Origin of the sequence: Polynucleobacter sp. HIN8 (assembly GCF_030297615.1) — a bacterium.
GTDB lineage: Bacteria > Pseudomonadota > Gammaproteobacteria > Burkholderiales > Burkholderiaceae > Polynucleobacter.
Genome location: NZ_AP028139.1, coordinates 1251651 through 1270325 on the forward strand (window position 1 = coordinate 1251651; position 18675 = coordinate 1270325).

At 48.2% G+C, this 18675-nt stretch carries 17 protein-coding genes; 5 read left to right on the forward strand and 12 right to left on the reverse strand.

What is annotated here, in order from left to right:
* The first annotated feature begins 18 nt into the window (after positions 1 to 18).
* The 4 genes from QUE65_RS06620 (at position 19) to QUE65_RS06635 (ending at position 3344) form a co-directional block, all read left to right on the forward strand.
* A complete protein-coding gene (locus tag QUE65_RS06620) occupies positions 19 to 885 on the forward strand; it encodes a UDP-2,3-diacylglucosamine diphosphatase (RefSeq protein ID WP_215368957.1) in 867 nt (288 codons plus the stop codon).
* Entirely contained in the window at positions 882 to 1913 is a 1032-nt protein-coding gene (locus QUE65_RS06625) for a glycosyltransferase family 4 protein (protein ID WP_286280195.1), read from the forward strand. Before QUE65_RS06620 ends, QUE65_RS06625 begins: the two co-directional genes overlap by 4 nt.
* Entirely contained in the window at positions 1910 to 2311 is a 402-nt protein-coding gene (locus tag QUE65_RS06630) for a diacylglycerol kinase (protein WP_286280196.1), read from the forward strand. Before QUE65_RS06625 ends, QUE65_RS06630 begins: the two co-directional genes overlap by 4 nt.
* Before the next feature lie 85 nt (positions 2312 to 2396).
* Positions 2397 to 3344 carry a GNAT family N-acetyltransferase gene (locus QUE65_RS06635; RefSeq protein ID WP_286280197.1) on the forward strand — a complete coding sequence of 316 codons (948 nt, stop codon included), beginning with the start codon at positions 2397 to 2399 and terminating at the stop codon, positions 3342 to 3344.
* Here the strand turns inward: QUE65_RS06635 and QUE65_RS06640 are convergent.
* Positions 3341 to 4909: a Ppx/GppA phosphatase family protein gene (locus QUE65_RS06640; RefSeq protein WP_286280198.1), complete on the reverse strand. Its 1569-nt coding sequence runs from the start codon at positions 4907 to 4909 to the stop codon at positions 3341 to 3343. The two genes, QUE65_RS06635 and QUE65_RS06640, sit on opposite strands and share 4 nt — an antisense overlap.
* Before the next feature lie 77 nt (positions 4910 to 4986).
* On the opposite strand from QUE65_RS06640, the gene ppk1 reads away from it, so the two are divergent.
* Complete coding sequence (gene ppk1 / locus QUE65_RS06645; protein WP_286280200.1) at positions 4987 to 7080, forward strand: polyphosphate kinase 1; 2094 nt, start codon at positions 4987 to 4989, stop codon at positions 7078 to 7080.
* Here the strand turns inward: ppk1 and phoR are convergent.
* From phoR to ftsH, 11 genes are all read right to left on the reverse strand, one after another.
* Positions 7046 to 8338 carry a phosphate regulon sensor histidine kinase PhoR gene (phoR, locus tag QUE65_RS06650; protein WP_286280202.1) on the reverse strand — a complete coding sequence of 431 codons (1293 nt, stop codon included), beginning with the start codon at positions 8336 to 8338 and terminating at the stop codon, positions 7046 to 7048. The genes ppk1 and phoR overlap by 35 nt on opposite strands.
* Positions 8339 to 8389: 51 nt before the next feature.
* On the reverse strand, positions 8390 to 9100 hold the full coding sequence (gene phoB / locus QUE65_RS06655) for a phosphate regulon transcriptional regulator PhoB (RefSeq protein WP_286280204.1): 711 nt from the start codon (positions 9098 to 9100) through the stop codon (positions 8390 to 8392).
* A 3-nt stretch (positions 9101 to 9103) separates the two neighbouring features.
* Positions 9104 to 9808 (reverse strand): phosphate signaling complex protein PhoU, encoded by a 705-nt coding sequence (phoU, locus tag QUE65_RS06660; RefSeq protein WP_286280205.1) that lies wholly within the window; start codon positions 9806 to 9808, stop codon positions 9104 to 9106.
* Between the two features lie 12 nt (positions 9809 to 9820).
* Positions 9821 to 10666 (reverse strand): phosphate ABC transporter ATP-binding protein PstB, encoded by an 846-nt coding sequence (gene pstB, locus QUE65_RS06665; protein WP_286280207.1) that lies wholly within the window; start codon positions 10664 to 10666, stop codon positions 9821 to 9823.
* Complete coding sequence (gene pstA / locus QUE65_RS06670; protein WP_286280209.1) at positions 10663 to 11517, reverse strand: phosphate ABC transporter permease PstA; 855 nt, start codon at positions 11515 to 11517, stop codon at positions 10663 to 10665. Before pstA ends, pstB begins: the two co-directional genes overlap by 4 nt.
* Positions 11517 to 12503 carry a phosphate ABC transporter permease subunit PstC gene (pstC, locus tag QUE65_RS06675; protein WP_286280211.1) on the reverse strand — a complete coding sequence of 329 codons (987 nt, stop codon included), beginning with the start codon at positions 12501 to 12503 and terminating at the stop codon, positions 11517 to 11519. Before pstC ends, pstA begins: the two co-directional genes overlap by 1 nt.
* A 72-nt stretch (positions 12504 to 12575) precedes the next feature.
* Positions 12576 to 13613 carry a phosphate ABC transporter substrate-binding protein PstS gene (gene pstS, locus QUE65_RS06680; protein WP_286280213.1) on the reverse strand — a complete coding sequence of 346 codons (1038 nt, stop codon included), beginning with the start codon at positions 13611 to 13613 and terminating at the stop codon, positions 12576 to 12578.
* A 153-nt stretch (positions 13614 to 13766) separates the two neighbouring features.
* Positions 13767 to 14402 carry a hypothetical protein gene (locus QUE65_RS06685; protein ID WP_286280215.1) on the reverse strand — a complete coding sequence of 212 codons (636 nt, stop codon included), beginning with the start codon at positions 14400 to 14402 and terminating at the stop codon, positions 13767 to 13769.
* Between the two features lie 96 nt (positions 14403 to 14498).
* Positions 14499 to 15842 carry a phosphoglucosamine mutase gene (glmM, locus tag QUE65_RS06690; RefSeq protein ID WP_286280216.1) on the reverse strand — a complete coding sequence of 448 codons (1344 nt, stop codon included), beginning with the start codon at positions 15840 to 15842 and terminating at the stop codon, positions 14499 to 14501.
* A gap of 15 nt (positions 15843 to 15857) precedes the next feature.
* Complete coding sequence (gene folP / locus QUE65_RS06695) at positions 15858 to 16724, reverse strand: dihydropteroate synthase (protein ID WP_286280218.1); 867 nt, start codon at positions 16722 to 16724, stop codon at positions 15858 to 15860.
* 2 nt (positions 16725 to 16726) lie between these two features.
* Positions 16727 to 18610 carry an ATP-dependent zinc metalloprotease FtsH gene (gene ftsH / locus QUE65_RS06700; protein WP_215369083.1) on the reverse strand — a complete coding sequence of 628 codons (1884 nt, stop codon included), beginning with the start codon at positions 18608 to 18610 and terminating at the stop codon, positions 16727 to 16729.
* Positions 18611 to 18675: the final 65 nt, after the last annotated feature.

The following is an 18675-nucleotide window of genomic DNA, read 5'->3' on the forward strand; positions in this document are numbered from 1 at the left end:
GTGGCATCGTAGAGGTCCATGGAGCACTATCGAGCCATTTGGATCTCAGACGTGCATCTCGGGACACCTGGATGCCAGGCTAAATTCCTCCTCGATTTCTTAAAGCATAACGAATCCGACACCTTGTATCTAGTGGGCGACATCATTGATGGCTGGCGCTTAAAGAAAAGTATCTACTGGCCACAGTCCCATAACGATGTGGTCCAAAAGATCTTACGTAAAGCTCGCAAAGGAACTGAAGTTGTGTATGTTCCTGGCAATCATGATGAATCGATTCGTCAGTTCTTAGGTCTCTCCTTTGGTGAAATCAAAGTGGTTCCTGAAGCCATTCATACAACGGCTGATGGTCGCAAGCTCTGGATTACCCATGGCGATTTATTTGATGGCGTGATGCAATACGCCAAGTGGCTTGCCTATGTGGGTGACAACCTCTACTCCCTAATCCTGTACTTCAATCGCTACCTCAATCTGCTACGCGTTCGGATGGGCATGCAGTATTGGTCACTCTCGCAATACCTAAAGCACCAAGTGAAGAATGCAGTGAGTTACATCGCCGACTTTGAAATGATCATGGCGCGCGAGGCCCGCTTACGAGGTTGCCAAGGCGTGGTCTGTGGGCATATCCACAAAGCCGAGATCCGCATGATCGACAACCTCCTCTATTGCAATGATGGCGATTGGGTCGAAAGCTTGACCGCCTTAGTTGAAACCCACGAGGGTGAGCTCAAGATTGTGCATTGGCCTCGCATCTTGGACGACAAACCCGTCATCGAGGAAGTAACGGTTGAACAAATGAGCTTATCGATTTCTTTTCCAAGCCGCGTGTCATCACCTGGATTGATGGCGCAATCCACTATTACCCATTCAATGGAGACCATTACATGAGAATCATGATCGTGACTGACGCTTGGGAACCCCAAGTCAATGGCGTTGTAAGAACCCTCAAGCAAACTACGTATGAGCTACAGAAGATGGGTCATCAGGTCGAGATGATTACACCCACTGAATTCAAGACCATCCCCTGCCCCACTTATCCTGATATCTCCTTGTCGATCCTGCCTGGTAAAGGTGTCGCCAAGCGGATGAAGGCGTTCTCGCCCGATGCGATTCACATTGCGACCGAGGGGCCACTTGGGTTGGCGGCACGCTCGTATGCACTGCGCCATCACTTACCATTCTCAACCGCTTACCACACTCGTTTTCCGGAATACGTCTATGCACGCGCCCGTATTCCACTGGCATGGACCTATCGCTTCCTCAAATGGTTTCATGGTCCTTCGATGGCGGTAATGGCACCCACCCAAGTGGTGAAAGACGATCTTGAGAAATACGGTTTTGATAATGTTGTGATCTGGTCACGCGGCGTTGACCTTGAGATCTTTAAAGCCCAATCCTCCAAGGTATTGAACTCTGCTCATCCCATCTTTTTATACGTAGGTCGGGTTGCAGTTGAAAAGAATATCAATGCCTTTTTGGAGATTGATCTGCCTGGATCAAAGTGGGTGGTCGGTGACGGTCCAGCCTTAAAAGAAATTAAGGAGAAATACCCCCTCGTGAACTACCTTGGCGTTCTCAATCAATATCAATTGGCCGAGGTCTATGCTGCCGCTGATGTGTTTGTGTTCCCAAGCAAGACCGATACCTTTGGTCTCGTTTTGCTTGAAGCCATGGCGTGTGGTCTCCCTGTCGCCGCTTACCCTGTGACGGGTCCGATTGATGTACTAGGTGACTCCAAAGCTGGGGTCATGCATGAGGATTTAAAGACTGCATGCATGGAGGCGCTACGCATTCCGCGTGAGGTAGCGCGTGCTCATGCCGAGAAGTTCTCATGGAAAGCCGCAAGTGAGCAATTTGCCAATCATTTAAAGCCGGTTCGTGTGCATGTGAGCACGCAAACGGTTCCTGCTTTATGAGCCAGCCGTACGACATTAAACAAAATCCCCACAAGGGGAATCGTGGTCTCACCCGGGCAATCCATGCCGCCAAAAACTCGTGGCATGGCTTAATCTTTGCGTATCAAGAGGAAAGCGCCTTTCGGCAGGAGTTGGTCTTATTGCTTGTCTTAAGTCCAATTGCCATTCTCTTACCAGTGGGTCTATTCGAGAAGGCGCTCATGATCTGCTCCTTAATCATGGTGCTGGTCATTGAACTACTCAACTCGAGCGTAGAGGCGGCTATTGACCGGATCTCTTTTGAACACCACGACCTCTCTAAACGGGCCAAGGATTTTGGCTCGGCCGCCGTGATGTTAGCCCTATTAATCGCCTTTGTGATCTGGGCTACCGTCCTTTATCAAGAATTTATTCAATAAAATCAATTACTTATGATTATGTCGCCATTGCCTTATTCCTGTAATATATGCACTATAGGATCAGGCTATCAACTTAGGAACCGCTATGCCTGATATCCCAAATCCCTTTTCGCCCTTGGACAATCTATTCATTACATCGAAACGTCATGCGAACGCATCAATTCCTACAAAACCCTGGGCGGATAAATTGAATCCCCTCAAGAAGCTCTTTGGCAAAAAGCCCGAGGTCACCAAGGGTGAGCCCAAATCTGAGACATCTTCATCCAAGACTGGATTAGAAAATGTCCCCCAACTATTAGGTAAAGCCAAGCGCGCGCCGTTCAAGATTTCATGGGCTATTAATGACGAAGAGATCAAAGAAGCGCAGCGCCTGCGTTACAAGGTGTTTGCTGAAGAGATGGGTGCGCATCTGCCAGTCAATGAAGAAGGTCTTGATATCGATGAGTTTGATGCCTATTGCGATCACTTACTCATTCGTGACCCTGAGACCTTACGCGTGATTGGTACTTACCGGGTTCTGCCACCCCATAAAGCCAGTCAACTCGGTCGTCTTTACTCGGATTCCGAATTTGATCTCTCTCGCATTAATCACTTGCGCCCCAAAATGGTTGAAGTGGGTCGCTCCTGTGTACATGAGAACTATCGCTCGGGCGCAGTGATCATGGCGCTATGGAGTGGTCTTGGCCAGTACATGAAACAGCACCAATACGAGATCATGCTTGGTTGCGCTAGCATTCCAATGGCTGATGGTGGTCACTATGCGGCAAGCCTTTACAACTCACTCGGGCCAGAGCAAATGGCGCCAGTTGAGAATCATGCGTTCCCAAAGTTACCCCTCCCTTTAGATCGTCTCAATGGCGGTCTTGATGTTGAAGCACCACCACTCATCAAGGGCTACCTAAAACTTGGAGCAAAGATTTGCAGTGCTCCGGCTTGGGATCCAGACTTCAACACTGCTGACCTGCTCACGATGTTGCGTCTCTCCGATATGAATCCCCGCTACGCGAAGCATTTCCTAGAAAAAACCGACTAGTCGATTAGCTTTAGCGTATAGCGATACCCAATTCGTTCCCACTCCGCTGCTTCTTTACGCAGGCTGAACTCGGTTAAGGGGTGGGTACTTGCCCACTGTCGATCAAGCAAGACCTCAAAGGTCTCAGTGTTGGAACTCTTCACCTTCACCTTGGGTAAATGCTCATCCATGCGTGAGCGGCACAAAACATGCGCTAGACGGATGCAGAACAACATGCGCCAGTCGGTGAAGTTGGTATTGTTTGAGAGTTTGCCAAGTTTACCGGTGTGTCCCAGTAAGAGCGCCGCCAGTCGGGCTTGATCATTCTTGGAGAACCCTGGCATATCGGCATTTGCTGCGATATAAGCCGAGTGCTTGTGATAGCCGTTATGCGAGATCGATAATCCCACCTCATGCAAGTTTGCTGACCAGCCAAGTAAGGCAAGATTATCGGTGCGGCTCTCATGATTCGGCTTTGGTAATTGGGCCAAGAAATCCGCTGCCAGCATCCCTAAGCGATGCGCCTGCTCACGATCGACTGCATAGCGTTGCATAAACTGCTCGACGGTGACAAAGCGCATATCGTCATGTTGCGTGCGGCCTAATAGATCATAGAGCACACCCACGCGCAATGCTGCATCACTAACTTCCATGCGCTCGATTCCTAACTCATCAAAGATGGCGAGCATGATCGATAGCCCTCCGGGTAATACCGGACGACGATCATCTTTAAGGTTAATGAGATTGATGCGATCAATGTGATCAAAATCTAGAAGGCGCTTCTTCAGCCCCTTGAGGCCTTGCAAAGTAATCACTCCCGCACCACTATTGTCTAAGGGATCAAGGGTCGATTTCTCCCCAGAGCCATTGAGTTTATTGTCTGCAATCAAATCCGATAAAGCGCGTGCCGTTCCAGATGAACCAATCACTTGATTCCATCCCGACTTGCTAAATCGCCCTTTAATTACTTGTACCTCGCGGCGCGCTGCAAGCTCTGCCTCTTTAAATGCATGGGGATCGATCGCGCCGTTCGGGAAAAAGCGGATGCTATGCGATACGCAGCCGATATAAAGACTCTCTAAGAGCTTAGGATCATAGCCCTTGCCAATGATGAACTCGCTTGAGCCGCCACCCACATCAATCACCAAGCGATTACCAGAGACGGCTGGTGCCTCATGGGAAGTGCCGATGTAAATCAGGCGGGCTTCTTCAACTCCGGCGATCACCTCAATCGGAAATCCCAGAGCAACCTGAGCTTCTTGCACAAACTTTTGCGCATTGCGAGCTACCCGCAAGGTATTGGTGGCGACGGCTCTCACTTGCTCCGGCCGAAAGCCCCGCAGGCGCTCCCCAAAGCGTCGGATTGCGCCCAAACCCCGCTCCATCGCCTCATCATCCAACACCTTGCCAGGGGTTAAGCCTGCTGCCAAGCGGACCGGCTCACGCAAGGTATCGATGGTACGTAGCTGCATCCCGGAGGGAGTAATGTAGGCCTGGCAGATGAGTAGTCGGAAGCTGTTGGAGCCGAGGTCCACAGCGGCTACTAGGTCTAGTCCGGGCTTATCGGGGGTGCTGGTCTTAGACACGGTATTTAGAATTTATTAAGGTCAAAGACTATTATCGTATGAAATAAAAGTGACACATTTGTGAAATATAAAGAGATATGTCACTTTTATTACTCAACCGTGAAATCGGTATTCTGGAGTTTAATTCAAGGGTTCTAGCGCAAGCCGAGGATCCAAAGATCCCCCTCCTCGAGCGCATTCGCTTTCTGAGTATTGTCTCAAGTAATCTTGATGAGTTTTTTGAGATACGAATGGCGGGTATCAAAGAACAACTCAGCGATAACCCATCAAAAAAGGGTTCCGATGGTCGTACTATTGCACAGAGCTATGACTTGGTATCGCATCACGCACATGCCCTAGTCGATCGCCAATACCAACTGTATCAACAGGTACTGATCCCGCAATTGCGCAAAGCAGGTATCCAGTTTTTACTGCCGGATTATTGGGATAACGAGCAACGCATTTGGGCCGAGGACTTCTTCAAAGAAGAACTCTTTCCCCTTCTTACCCCCATCGCCCTCGATCCCGTTCATCCTTTTCCACGCGTCATCAATAAGAGTCTGAACTTTATTGTTCAACTCGAAGGTAAGGATGCATTTGGCCGCAAGGCCAATCTCGCTGTCGTGCAAGCACCGCGCTCATTACCCCGCTTGGTGAAGATACCCAAACGCCTAGCAGATGATCAAGATACGTTTGTATTTTTATCGTCGTTTATTCAGGCCTTTGTCGGTCAACTGTTCCCAGGAATGGAAGTCGTTGGTTGCTATCCATTTCGGGTCACGCGCAACTCTGATCTTTTTGTATCCGATGATGAGATCACCGACTTACGCCAAGCCTTACAAGGTGAGCTACCCACTCGCCATTTAGGCGATGCCGTGCGACTTGAAGCGAACATCAATATTCCGGAAGCGTTGTTACAACGCCTGTGTAAAGAGAATAATCTGGACATGCGCGATTGCTATCGCGTCAATGGCCCCGTCAATTTAGTCCGCCTCGCGCAACTCCCTGACTTAGTCGATCTACCGAAGTTGGTCTTTAAACCCCATGCGCCTGCCATGCCATTCAAACGCGGTGCAGGCACTGGGGCAGTCTCATTCTTTGAGCGCATGAAGCATTCCGACCTCCTCTTGCACCACCCTTATGAAAGCTTTGAGCCTGTCTTAGATCTCTTACGGGAGGCCAGTCGAGATCCCCAGGTATTGGCGATTAAACAAACCGTGTATCGAACTGGGGATAAATCACCAGTGATGGAAGCGCTGATTGAGGCAGCCCAAAATGGTAAAGAAGTGACGGTGGTCCTTGAACTCCTTGCCCGTTTTGATGAGCAAACCAATATCAATTGGGCAGCCCGCTTAGAGGAAGTAGGCGCGCATGTGGTGTATGGTGTGGTCGGTCATAAATGCCATGCCAAGCTCTTACTCATCGTTCGTAAAGAGAAAATCCATAAGTCGGGTAAGACTGCACTGGTACGCTACGCACATCTTGGAACTGGTAACTACCACCCACGCACCGCCAAGCTCTACACCGATTTTGGTTTGATGACCTGCGATCCGCTCATCACTAAGGATGTACATCAAGTTTTTCAGCAACTCACGGGAACTGGCATGCAACTCGAGACCCGGGAGCTTTGGGAAGCGCCGTTCACCATGCTCGAGCAACTCGTACATCACATCCGTGCCGAGACCAAGGCTGCGAAGCAAGGCAAGAAGGCGCGCATCATTGGCAAGATGAATGCGCTTTTGGAAAAGACCATCATCGAGGAGCTCTACAAAGCCTCTCAGGCTGGGGTCAAGATCGATCTCATTGTGCGCGGAGTCTGTGCGCTGCAACCTGGGGTGAAAGGCCTCTCCGAGAACATTAAGGTGCGCTCGATCGTGGGCCGTTTCTTAGAGCATCACCGGATTTATTACTTCTACCATGGTGGCTCTGAGCAGGTCTATCTGTCCAGTGCAGACTGGATGGAACGTAATCTGCTACGCCGTGTAGAAATTGCCTTCCCCATCAAAGATCCCAAACTCAAGCAACGGGTGATTAACGAGGGTTTAGTGGTTTTGCTTAAAGATAATGCCTCAGCATGGCTCATGAAGGCCGATGGCAGCTATGTCAAGAGTAAGCCGCGCATCAGTCAGGCTCCAATCGTGGGTCAACTCGAACTGCTTAAGAAATTCGCTCGGGGGGAAAACGCAGGGTAAAGGTACTACCCTTACCAAGCGTACTCTCAATAACTAGCTGAGCCTGATGACGGCTCGCCACATGCTTCACAATCGCCAAGCCTAAACCGGTACCACCGGTCTCGCGCGAGCGACTTCGATCGACGCGATAGAAGCGCTCCGTTAAGCGCGGAATATGTTCTGATGAAATACCTGGGCCAGTATCGGTGACCGAGAACTCACCCTCACCTGCGGCATTAATACCCCATGAGACCGTCACCGATCCAACCTCGGGGGTATACCGGATCGCATTGGACACCAAATTACTAAAGGCTGATAAAACTTCACGTTCCTCACCCAATAAATTACAAGATGTATTGAGATTCATATTGAGCGCGTGTTTACCTTGCGATAAGGCATAAGCATCATTTTTGATGAGTGACATCAAATAGCTCATTGAAATGCTATGTAATGGAGCTGGTTGTGAATTAGCCTCAAGATTTGCCAGAGTTAAGAGATCCTCAACCAGATTTTTCATACGCTTACCCTGATCCATCATCATCTCAAGGTATTGGGCTTTTTGCTCTGGGGGAAGATCCAAGGTCTGAACTGTTTCCAAAAATCCCATCATGACGGTCAATGGTGTGCGCATCTCGTGCGAAACGTTCGCCACGAAGTCTCGACGCATGGCCTCAGCCTTGCTCAAATCGGTAATATCCTGAATCAAGACCAAGCGCCGGTTCTCAGAGAATGGGAAGGCCTGTAGACGCAAAATGAGGTTTGAGCTACTCATTTTTTCCAGAACAATTGGCTCATCATAATGGCGCTCAGTGATGTATTGCACAAACTCTGGCTTACGGACGATGTAATGAATCCGTTGCAATACATCTCGCTTAAGCTCGATTCCCAAAAAGTGTTCCGCAATCGCATTGCACCACTCGATTTGATCCTGATCATCGAGCATCACAATACCATTAGGGGACGCCTGAAAGGCCTCAATAAAGCGTTTATGTTGGCGCTCTGCCTGCTCGATGTCTTTACGCAAGCCGGTAATAATGCGTTGGAGTTTGAAGAAGATCTCAGTCCAAGCACCACCAAATCCAGACAATTGAGAGATCCCCGCACCTTTCACAAAAACATCTAAGCGGGATTGATTGACGTAAGCAATGAAAAGGCTAAATACAATAATAAATACCGCAAAAAGCCAACCAAGCTCATCGCCCACAAATGACTCACCAATCAAGCCAGCAATGCCGGCAAGCAATAGGATTGGGATAAGTCGCAGAAATCCAGAAAGCATGGCGACATCTTAGAGCATCTTGAAGCGATGCTCAAAATTTAAGCAAGCCGCTTAACCTGGGGTTTTGGTGATTCGGTAGCCGCTACCGCGCACGGTCTCAATGTATTGATCGCAATTGGCCTCAGACAGGGCTGCGCGCAAGCGCTTAATGTGAACATCAACGGTTCGCTCCTCAATATAAACCTGATCGCCCCAAACTCGATCTAGGAGCTGAGAACGGGTATGGACTCGCTCTGGATTACCCATAAAGAACTGAAGTAGACGAAATTCCGTTGGTCCCAAGTTAAGCGATTTCTCTTTTTCTCCAGGGTGGGTAACAATAATGCGATGCGTTATAGGATCCAACTGAATGGGGCCAAGTCTTAGTACATCATCGCCCATTCCCAAAACAGTATTACGTCGTAATAGCGCCCTTACTCGAGCAATTAACTCTTTAGGGGAAAATGGTTTAGTAACGTAATCGTCCGCCCCAGAATCTAGCCCTTGGATCTTATCGGCTTCGGCACCTTTCGCAGTGAGCATCAAAATTGGAATATTTTGTAACTCTGGGCTAGCGCGCAACTCCTTGGTAAATTGCACCCCGGACTTGCCTGGCATCATCCAATCCAGGATCAACAAATCAGGCTTTTGAGATTTAATTTTTTGAAGCCCCTCCTCTGTTTGCAGGGCGCGCTCCACAATAAATCCGGAATGGGTTAAATTAATCGCAATGAGTTCTGCAATTGAAGGTTCGTCCTCAATAACCAGAATGCGATGCGGCATGGGCTATTTAGTAGCTTCGCGAACAAGATCGTCATGAGGGACATGCCGAACATCGGCGCCCTTCACAATATAGATCACAAACTCTGCGATATTTTTGGAGTGATCCCCGATCCGCTCAATCGCCTTTGCAATAGACAAAAGATCTAAACCAGTCGAAATCATCTTAGGATCTTCGGCCATATACGTAATTAGCTTACGAACAAAACCTCTAAATTCCTCGTCAATTTGTCGATCGTCTTCAACAACTTTCGCCGCAGATGCTGCATCAAGACGGGCAAAACAATCTAGTGAGCGGCGCAAAAGATCAATGGCCATTTGACCGGAAAGCTTAATTTCAGCAGCATTAATTTTGTAATTAGGCGCCTGCTCAATTACACGCCTGGCCCGCTTTGCAACAATTTCCGCCTCGTCACCAGCACGCTCAAGATTGGTGATTGCTTTAGAAATCGCCATGACTAATCGTAAGTCACGTGCCGTCGGTTGACGACGAGCAATTAGTTCAGTGCACGCGGAATCAATTTCAACCTCTAAGGTATTGATTGATTTCTCCCGCTCAATGACCTGATTACATAAATCAATGTTGGTCTCAGAGAAACCACGCATGGCAACTTCGACCTGCGACTCTACTAAGCCGCCCATTTTTAGCAGCTTGCTGCATAAAGAATTTAAATCTTCATCAAATTGCGATGAGAGATGGCGGTCGTTCATAATGTCTCCTAATTAACCAAAGCGTCCAGTAATGTAATCTTCGGTTTCTTTCTTAGCGGGTTTAATAAAGATTTGGTCGGTCTTACCGTATTCAATGAGCTCACCAAGGTACATATAGGCAGTGAAGTCAGAAACACGGGCAGCCTGCTGCATATTATGGGTCACGATCGCAATCGTGTAATCTTTTTTGAGCTCATTAATCAATTCTTCGATTTTAGCGGTAGAGATTGGGTCCAAGGCAGATGTCGGCTCATCCAATAACAAAACAGATGGTTTCACTGCCACACCACGCGCGATGCATAAGCGCTGTTGCTGACCACCAGAGAGTGATAAGCCGCTTTGATTTAGCTTATCCTTCGCTTCATTCCACAGAGCCGCTTTATTCAAAGCCCACTCAACGCGCTCATCCATTTCTGCCTTCGATAAACGCTCATAGAGTCGAACACCAAAGGCAATATTCTCATAAATTGACATTGGAAATGGCGTAGGCTTCTGGAATACCATACCAATTCGGGAACGCAGCAGATTAACGTCCTTACCCTTCTCCAGAATGTTCTCACCATAAAAGGTGATCTCACCCTCGGCACGTTGACCTGGATAAAGATCATACATACGATTTAGGGTACGCAAAAGGGTTGATTTACCACACCCAGAAGGACCAATAAATGCTGTGACTTTACGCTCCAAAATATCAAGGTTGATATTCTTGAGGCCCTGAAAGCTTCCATAGAAAAAGTTCAGATTCTTGATTTCAAGAGCGTTCACAACCGCTTCATCAGTCGCCTGAGCCGATAAACCAACATCGGATCCTGATTTATTGATATCCGAATGAAACATTGTTTTCATAGTAGTTGTCATACGCTTACCTTTTCACGTAATACTACGCGAGCTAGGATGTTTAATCCTAAAACTGCGAATGTTATCAAGAGAGCACCGCCCCATGCCAAATTAATCCAGTTGTCATAGGGGCTCATGGCAAATTGGAAGATCACGACTGGTAAATTGGCCATTGGAGCATTCATATTGGTTGAGAAGAACTGATTGTTTAAAGCAGTAAATAACAATGGAGCTGTCTCGCCACTTACCCGCGCAAGTGCCAAAAGAACGCCAGTAATAACCCCGCTCTTTGCCGCACGGAGCACCACCGTTAAGGAGACTTTCCATTTTGGAGCACCTAGAGCAAAAGCTGCTTCCCGTAACGGTGTAGGAACAAGTTTCAGCATGTTCTCAGTGGTTCGCACAACCACTGGAATCGCGATTAATGCCAGTGCAACAGTTCCCGCCCAGCCCGAAAAATGCTTGACTTGATATACGATAATTGCATAAACGAACAAGCCAATCACAATCGATGGGGCCGACAACATAATATCGGTCACAAAACGTGTAACTTCAGCTAGCTTGCTGTTCTGACCATACTCTGAAAGATAGATACCAGCCAAGATGCCAATAGGGGTACTAATCAGGGTACAGAAAAACACAATCATCAAGCTACCAACGATTGGGTTTGCCAAACCGCCACCATCCGTTCCAGGGGCTGGTGTACTGGCTAAGAAGAGCGATGGACTAATGGCTGAAAAGCCTTTGTAGAGCAAAATCGATAAGATCCACAGAAGAAACAGCATGCCAATTGACATGGCTACTGTGGATAAGGTTAAACCAATACGATTTGCTCGATTTCGCTTTACAAATAGGGATTGATCACGTGCCATTAAGTTTTAACTCCTTGATTAGCTTCCATGCGCATCAACATGAGTTTTGCTAGCGCTAGAACAACAAAGGTAATCACAAATAATGCAAGGCCTAGCGCAAATAATGAGGAATAATGAGCCCCGATTTCTGCTTCACCAAATTCGTTTGCCAAAGTTGATGCAATAGAATTACCGGGAGCAAATAAAGATGCCGAGATCTTATGAGCATTACCAATGACAAAGGTCACCGCCATTGTCTCACCTAGAGCACGGCCAAGACCTAACATAATGCCGCCGATTACACCAGTCTTGGTGTATGGTAATACTACGTTCTTAACCACCTCCCAGGTGGTACAGCCAATCCCGTAAGCAGACTCTTTTAGAACCGGGGGAACAATTTCAAATACGTCACGCATCACCGAAGCAATAAATGGCAGAACCATCATTGCCAGGATTAATCCTGCGCACAAAATACCAATTCCGTTAAACGCTCCAGAGAACAAAATACCAAGTCCTGGAATCTGACCTAAGGTCGCAGCCAAAGCGGGCTGAATGTAATCAGCAAATAAGGGAGCAAAAATGAATAAACCAAACATTCCGTAAATAATGGATGGTACGGCCGCTAGAATTTCAATCGCCGTACCCAAGGGACGTCTTAGAACTGTTGGGCAAATCTCAGTTAAGAAAACAGCAATCCCAAAACTAAGGGGTACCGCTATTAATAGAGCAATTACCGAGGTGATGATCGTGCCATAGATCGCGATTAGTCCACCAAACTCACCATTAATGATGTCCCACTCAACGGTTGTAAAAAAACCGAAGCCAAATTTATTCAGAGCGGGTGCTGCATTAAAAATAAGGGAGGCAATAATGCCTAAAAGGGCAAATAAAACGCTCAATGCAAAAAATTGTGTCAGGTACTTAAATCCAACATCAATAAAGCGCTGATTTTTTGCAATACTGACAGCTTGGGCTCTTAGTACTGCATTATTTGCTGTTACATCCATCCTTTACCCCTTTGAATAAAATCAGCTCTATTTACATAGAGCTGATTTATACACAACGTAGTGTGAGCAACATTATTTGGTATTAATCTGCGACCAAACGCTCTTACGAATAAAGTCAGTGGTTGCGTCAGGCATTGGTACATAGTCCAATTCAGCAGCCATCTTCTTACCCTCTTTAAATGCGAAGTCAAAAAACTTTAACACTTCAGCAGAGCGCGCTTTATTACCTGGCTCCTTATACATCAGAATGAATGACGCACCAGAAATTGGCCATGAAGTTGCACCTGGAGCATTGGTGATGTAAGCACCCATACCAGGAATCTTTGCCCAATCGGTACCAGCAGCTGCGGCAGCAAACGTTAGGTCATCGGCAGCAACAAACTGACCAGCAGGATTTCGCATCAAGATCGTTGGCATGTTGTTCTTTTTGGTGTATGCATATTCAACGTAACCAATCGAATTTTTTATACGATTCACGTTGGCAGCAACCCCTTCGTTACCTTTACCGCCAACCGATGAAGCAGCAGGCCACTTCACAGCAGCACCTGCACCAACAGCTGATTTCCAGTCTGCGCTTACTTTAGCCAAGTAGTCAGTGAAAATAGCGGTCGTACCTGAACCGTCAGCGCGGTGAACTACCGTGATATCAGCTGAAGGTAATTTAACGCCGGGATTCAAATCAGCAATCCGCTTGTCGTTCCAGTTCGAAATCTTTCCCTGAAAAATATCGGCCAAGGTTTGGCCGTCTAAACGGAGTTGGTTTGGCTTGATTCCATCAATGTTAACTACTGGAACTACTCCGCCGATAATTGCTGGGAACTGAACCAATCCATCGGCCTGTAGATCTTCAAACTTCACTGGGGCATCGGATGCACCAAAGTCTACAGTCTTGGCTTTAATTTGTTTGATACCGCCTGAAGAGCCGATTGATTGATAGTTCAAACCATTGCCAGTGCGTGCTTTATAAGCTTCTGCCCACTTGGCATAAATTGGATATGGGAATGTTGCACCCGCTCCAGTGATGTCTGCAGCAAAGGCGGCAGGAGCAAAACTAGCGGTGGTGAAAGAAAGAGCCGCTACAGCTAGGGCTTTTTTCAAAGTAATCGTCATTTATGTTCCTTTAAATGGTTCTCGCACAACGCGATACTTAACAATAATTAGGAAATATGACGCTTTCGTGACAATAAACTAAAAAAGGTTTCTGGAAAAAATCAAATAAATCAAGGGGCTAGCAAAATTTTCTAGCCTAACTCTCTGAAGTAATTAAAGAGACTGTTTTTCTGAACCATTTCCAACTGGACCTGCATCGACCTTTTTTGTAGGTTTAGAGGATTTCCTCGGAACTAATTTTTTGACGGTAGTCGTTCTTTTTATTGGTGCTTTTGATCGTATCGTTTTACTTGTTTTTTTAGCAATTGTATGCAGGTTCTTTTCGGCTGAATCAATTGCATCCTCTACTGCTTTGCGCCCCTCTTTAAATACTTTAGCGCCCGCATCAGATACCTCACGAACGACCTTCGCAAGCTTTTCACCGCCCATTGGAATTTTTTTATCAGCCTCTTTGATCCAGTCACTAATGGCATCACGAGCACGATCAAAATGCTTTTCAGCACCATCGGCTGCTTCGTTGCCAATATCTTTCAGGATTGCCTTAACCTTCTTCTGATAGACACTCATTCGCTTAGCTGCATCGGCTGCTGCTTTCTTCTGCATTGCCTGCAATTTAGTCATATCCTTTTGAGCAGCAGTCTTGGCAGCCTCCATCGCTTGCTGCATGTTATAGCGAAGCTCTGCTGCATGATGCTCACTTAGTTGTTTGGCAGCATCTAATAATTTGTGAGAAAGGGTAAATAACTCCTGTGCTTTTGCTTTCTTAGCGGCTGCTGACGGCTTTTTCATGTGACACCTCGCGTTAAATGAAGATAGTTCAGTCTAACAAACGAATATGACAATAGCTTGATGCGCCGCACAAGTTATCAATCAATTAATTTAACTTCAGGAAACCTTTACTTCGTTTGCGATTGCCTCGGCACTTGCCTGTGCCAAGCTTTGCTGATTGGCTTCGACCATGATGCGCAGGACCGGCTCGGTACCTGAGGGTCGGATTAGAACCCTGCCCTTACCAATTAAGCTTTCCTCGACCTTACTGACCATCGCATTGAGCTTGTGATCGGCTTGCCATTCGTAGTTTGCATTGGTCTTCACATTGATGAGCACTTGTGGATAGATGGTGATGCCATCTAGCAATTCGTTGAGGGATTGTTGCTTTTGTTGCATCGCTGCGAGTACTTGCAGAGCTGCAATCGTGCCATCGCCGGTGCTGTGTTGATCAAGGCATAAGAGATGCCCTGAGCCCTCTCCACCAATGACCCACTGCTTGGCTTGCAAGAGTTCAAGTACGTAGCGGTCTCCGACCTTCGCTCGCTCAAATCCAAGACCTAGGTTCTTAATAGCAACTTCAATCGCCAAGTTCGTCATTAGGGTGCCAACCACTCCACCCATCGCCTTGCCTTGCTCTAAGCGATCTTTAGCCAAGATGTAGAGGAGCTCATCACCATTAAATAGGCGCCCGCTTTGATCAACCATTTGTAGGCGATCGGCATCACCATCGAGCGCTATACCAATATTGGCATTGACTTCCTTCACTTTGGCAATCAGCGCAGCGGGTGCGGTTGCACCACAATGATCATTAATGTTTTTGCCATTCGGCTCCACCCCAATCGTAATCACCTCAGCACCGAGCTCATGAAATACTGGCGGTGCAGTGTGATAGGCAGCACCATTGGCGCAATCGACCACAATCTTCAATCCTTTGAGATTAAGGTCTTGTGGAAAAGTGGATTTGCAAAACTCAATATAGCGCCCTGCGGCGTCATCCAAACGAAATGCCTTGCCAATTTTGTCGGAGCTGACACAGCCCATCGGTTTCTCGAGCTCCGCCTCAATCTCAAGCTCCGTCGCATCGGCGAACTTGTCGCCCTTGCCATTAAAAAACTTGATGCCGTTATCGTGATAGGGGTTATGCGACGCAGAGATCACCACTCCAGCAGATAGGCGCAGTGCTTTGGTGAGATAAGCGACCCCAGGTGTTGGCATCGGTCCACAGAGGGTCACATCAACCCCGGCAGCCGAGAACCCAGACTCTAAGGCGGCTTCGAGAAGATAACCTGAGACCCGTGTGTCTTTACCAATTAGGATGCGTTGACGCTCATTCGCTTTGCCATGGCGCTTAAGTACCATGCCAGTGGCGTAACCGAGGCGCAACATAAACTCCGGGACAATCGGTGGCACACCAACTTCCCCTCGAATGCCATCGGTCCCAAAATATTTTTTAGTCATAATTCATTATAAAACTTAGGTACTTTGCTCTCGCGTGGCCTGCCAAACCTGCAGTGCACTTACGGTCTCGGGGACATCATGGGTGCGCACAATCATGGCGCCGCGCTCCACGGCTAAGATGGCTGCAGCAATACTCGGGAGCAGACGCTCGCCGACCTCAAGATTGGTGACCTTGCCCAGCATGGACTTGCGTGATAGACCTGCTAGGACCGGGTAGCCATGTTCAACAAACGCGTCCATATGCGCCAATAACTGATAGTTGTGCTCGAGGCTCTTACCAAACCCAAAACCCGGATCGATGGCAATACGTTGTGGATCAATGCCCGCCTCTTCAATGATCGCGGCGCGCTCCAATAAAAATGCTTGCACTTCTTGAACAACGTGTTCGTAATTGGGATCAAATTGCATGGTTTGTGGATCACGTTGCATATGCATCAATACGATGCCACATTGGGTTGACTTCACAACATCCACTGCACCTGCTTGTCGTAAGGCCCAAATGTCATTGACGCAATCAACGCCCATGGCAAGGGCTGCTTGCATGGTTTGTGGCTTGTAGGTATCAATCGATAACGCAACCCCGCAATCTTTAAGGGCTTCGATAACAGGTAGAACTCGATCGAGCTCCTCTTGCAAGCCAACGGGTTGCGCTCCTGGTCGAGTTGACTCACCACCAATATCAATGATGTCAACACCGGCGGCAAGCATTTTCTCGGCCTGCGCAAGCCCTGCGTCCCGTTGATAAAAACGCCCGCCATCCGAGAATGAATCCGGCGTGGCATTGAGGATGCCCATCACCAATGGACGTTTGTGTTGATCGGAGGGGAACTCAAAAAGAAAACGCCCGCAGCGCCATGCCACGGGCGAGGATGAATACAGCATACTTACGCGGTTGCGGGTGCGCTACCTGCTGCAGGACCCTGGGTACCGCCGCCCGCGGAATTACCAAACGCAGTCGCGGTGACTGGCTTTGGAGGTTTGGGTGGGCGCCCAGCCATGATGTCATTGATCTGCTCAGAATCAATCGTCTCCCACTCTAAGAGTGCGGTGACCATGGCTTCTACCTTGTCACGGTTCTGCTCAAGGATCTTCTTTGCGAGCGCGTATTGACTATCAATTAAGGTCCGGATCTCAGCATCCACCTTTTGTTGGGTGAGCTCGGATACGGTCTTACTGTTCATGCGACCAAACATGCTGTCTTGTTCGGTATCCACATACACCATCGTGCCTAAGCTATCGCTCATGCCATAACGGGTCACCATATCACGGGCCATTTTGGTAGCGCGCTCAAAGTCATTCGATGCACCGGTGCTCATCGAACCCAAGAACACCTCTTCAGCCGCACGGCCACCAAACAAGATGGCCAACTCCTCAAGCATACGATCTTTATACAAGTTCACCCGATCAAACTCCGGCAACTGCCAGGTTACACCGAGGGCCATACCGCGCGGCATGATCGTGACCTTATGCACCGGGTCAGCCTTGGGTAGCATCTTTGCCACCACCGCATGACCCGACTCGTGATAAGCCGTGTTGCGACGCTCTTCCTCGCGCATCACCGCCGACTTGCGCTCAGGACCCATGTAGATCTTGTCTTTAGCATCTTCAAAGTCTTGCATATCGACTGCACGCTTACTGCGACGCGCTGCAAACAGAGCAGCTTCATTAACCAAGTTAGCCAAGTCCGCGCCCGAGAACCCTGGGGTTCCACGTGCTAAGACTGCTGGATCCACATCAGAGTTGATGGGGACCTTGCGCATATGCACGCGCAGGATTTGTTCACGACCCCGAATGTCAGGTAAGCCCACATGCACTTGGCGATCAAAACGGCCAGGACGCAGTAAAGCGCGATCCAGCACATCCGAACGGTTGGTCGCAGCAATGACGATCACACCGCTATTGGTCTCAAAGCCATCCATCTCGACGAGCATTTGGTTTAAGGTTTGCTCGCGCTCATCGTTACCGCCACCCATGCCGGCACCGCGATGACGACCGACCGCATCAATCTCATCAATGAAGATGATGCAAGGTGCATGCTTTTTAGCGTTCTCGAACATATCGCGCACGCGTGCAGCACCAACGCCTACAAACATCTCGACGAAGTCAGAGCCTGAGATGGAGAAAAATGGCACTTTGGCTTCGCCTGCAATTGCACGGGCCAATAAAGTCTTACCGGTTCCAGGGGGGCCGACTAAGAGCACACCGTGTGGGATACGGCCACCAAGCTTCTGAAACTTTTGCGGATCTTTAAGGAAGTCAACAATCTCAAATACTTCCTCTTTGGCTTCATCGCAACCCGCAACGTCCGCAAAGGTCACTGAATTGCTGTTCTCATCGATGAGACGTGCCTTGGATTTACCAAAGGAGAACGCGCCACCCTTACCGCCACCTTGCATCTGGCGCATCATGAAGAACCAAAAGCCGATGATTAATAAAGTCGGACCTAAGTAATACAGTGCAGAGACCAACAGGTTCGGTTCATCTTCGGTCTTACCGGTAACCTGAACACCGTATTTCATGAGATCGCCTACCATCCAGATATCGCCTGGGGAGATGATCGAGTATTTATTGCCATCGACTGGGGTAATCTGCAAGGTACGGCCTTGCACATCGACGCGCTTAATCTTGCCAGCCTTGGCGTCATCCATAAATTGGGAATACGTGACCTGATCTTGCGTGCGAGGTTTATCAAACTGCTTAAATACAGTGAATAGAACCAGGCCAACGATGAGCCATACACCCACTTTTTGGAACATATTGTTATTCAAAATATACCTTTGCCGGATCAATCCGGGAGTTATCGGGGCCAAGAACCAAACCTCACCCTATGTAT